Raw genomic sequence first — 2,404 nt, forward strand, 5'->3', positions numbered from 1 at the left:
TTCATGCTTTTATTTTTTGTGTTACCCCCTTATCGGATAAGGCTTAAACACTGTTTTTGGTGTTTCAAGTTTTAGTTCCATATTTATTGCCGTTTTTTAATTTCCGGCCCGCAGCCGAATAATAGTTCACAATTTTATGCCAAGCACATTTTAAATAAATAATTTTTTGCTCAACGGCCGCCTGCATCATTATACCGATGAAAGGCGGATGGAACTAAAATTCTTTATGGACGCGGCTTTTTAAACATTGCGTTGTCATTTTTTCCATCCGGATTAAAAAGGCTAATGCCATGACATTTTTCGGGCATTAATGATATGTATCATTGCAGCAATGCTGTCGGCTTCTTCAGTAAAAATCCTTTAACAACACGGATTTCTGACTAATGTACTGTCGCTTACCGGGAATAACGGATAACAGCAATGTTTCATAAATAAAGCAGAAAAATGATCATTCAGACTCACTTTTTCACTGATTTGTGAACGACAAACGGATTTTTCCTGATATAATAAACTTCGGCGGCAATATTGACCGCCGATTCGCATCTGAACAAAAGCTGCAGATTTTCAATGCTTTTTAATACATAGAAGTGCCGGAAATGGATTAAGCTAATATTAGCTGTTCTTGTCCGGCGGATTGAGAAATATAAATGAATGCGCTTCAAAATGGCTGCGGTATGGCCTGAAAGGTTGTTCTAAACCGCTGCCGCCGGGGGGAAGCCTCCGTGTCTGTTTGTAAATGGTGCGCCAGCGTTGACAGAATCAGTCCGTTCAATGTAAACTGAAAATGTAATTATAACTATTTTAATTTGATAATCAATGTTCTCTGATTATGATAATTAATAATGTTTTGAAAGCGAGGTGCATGGCGATGAGCAAAGATGCTGCAGCTGTTGAGAAAGCAATTAATTTGCTAAAAGATTCCGGTGTCAGGATTACACCGCAACGTCATGCGATTCTTGAATATCTGGTTATTTCCGATGCACATCCGACGGCGGATGAGATTTATAAAGATCTTGAGCATAAGTTTCCGAATATGAGTGTCGCAACGGTGTACAATAATTTGCGTGTTTTTAAAAAGACCGGGTTAGTTAAAGAACTGACCTACGGCGATTCATCAAGCCGTTTTGATTTTTCGACAAAACAGCATTATCATATTATCTGCAGTAAATGCGGAAAAATTGTCGACTTCTTTTATCCGGGACTGGACGAGGTTGAAACGCTGGCGGCTCAGGTGACCGGATTTATTGTAGATCATCACAGGCTGGAAGTGTACGGAATCTGCCCGGAATGTCAGAGTAAAGAAAATAAAACAGATCAGGAATAGGGAATGGAATGGCTGCGCCTCACAGCTTCCGTTCATCGTAACCGGACCGGACATCATGGTCCGCTTTTTTGCGTGAAAACGGCTGTTACTCCGCCGGCCGCTTCTTCCGTATAAAACTGTGCAGGCCGGGACCAAACGGAGTCTGCTTTATATGGAATGGATCTTGACCATGTGATCTTTGAGCGGGATCCGCAGAAATTATGCGGGCTGTTCCGTGGCGCCAGCATATCGTTGAGAGGCAGACCCGACTGACATATTCGCGGGGCCTAAAAAAGTGCCGCTGCGGCCCGTTTACATTTATGTAAACGCAAAGCAGCGTGCATGCAGGACAGCCTGCGACTGGCCGCCTCACCGTTGACTGAGTCCGATGAAGCATGTACCGAAAATGGTTCATGGGCATGTTGTACAGGAGGACCGGGTGATTTGAGACCTTTTTCAAATGAGCTGATTTCAATGTCCGGGATCCTGCGTCCAGCACTCTTGATTGAGAGGACAGAAGAAAATGGGAACCCGGTTATCTGACGTGGTGCTTTTTGCCGGTAACTCCGGGATCCTGAGAAGAGCTTTCAACATGCCCGAGAGGGAGAACAGTTACTCAGACTAAAGGGAAAGCCGGTCTTTTTTTCGGATGCCGGATCCAACAACCGGAGAGTCGAACAATGATCCCGCCGAATCAGAGCCCGCCGGTCGTCTTTAGATCAGCGGGCCGCCTCATTTATTTACATTAAGGCTTTTAGTAAAATGATATTGACGTATTCGCGAATACATGGTAAATTATATGTCGTTGTTTTTAGACAGGCCGTAAATAATGGGACCGTTTCTGCTTTAGATTGCAAAATCGGTTTTAAAGATGAGGCTTGTTGACATGCATATTGATGCATGTTAAAATATTTGTTGTCTTTTTGAAATCTCTTGTTGTTGAAGCAAATGCAACGCTTTGTGAATGATTTTGATAGAAAAAGATGTTGACATAATTCGACAGAAGAGGTAAACTAATTAAGTTGCTTTTTGGAATGTTCCTTGAAAACTGAACAAAAGCCAAGCGCAATTGAGAAGGGGCCCACCCTTCAATCAATTCAA

At 42.6% G+C, this 2,404-nt stretch carries 2 protein-coding genes; one reads left to right on the plus strand and one right to left on the minus strand.

Annotation, left to right across the window (positions count from 1 at the left end):
- The first annotated feature begins 868 nt into the window (after positions 1 to 868).
- Positions 869 to 1,324, plus strand: coding sequence for a peroxide-responsive transcriptional repressor PerR (gene perR / locus Q6A92_RS17195; protein ID WP_274401722.1), 456 nt, complete (start codon positions 869 to 871; stop codon positions 1,322 to 1,324).
- Between the two features lie 844 nt (positions 1,325 to 2,168).
- On the opposite strand, the gene Q6A92_RS17200 is transcribed toward perR, so the two are convergent.
- Positions 2,169 to 2,404: hypothetical protein (locus Q6A92_RS17200; protein WP_332238849.1), on the minus strand; the 236-nt coding region annotated here is incomplete at its 5' end.

The sequence above is a fragment of the Sporolactobacillus sp. KGMB 08714 genome, from assembly GCF_036598985.1.
In the GTDB taxonomy this organism is placed as follows: Bacteria; Bacillota; Bacilli; order Bacillales; family Sporolactobacillaceae; genus Sporolactobacillus.

Bases quoted from the DNA above. Each gene is read 5' to 3' on its own strand.
- perR (WP_274401722.1), top strand. From the start codon at position 869: ATGAGCAAAGATGCTGCAGCTGTTGAGAAAGCAATTAATTTGCTAAAA.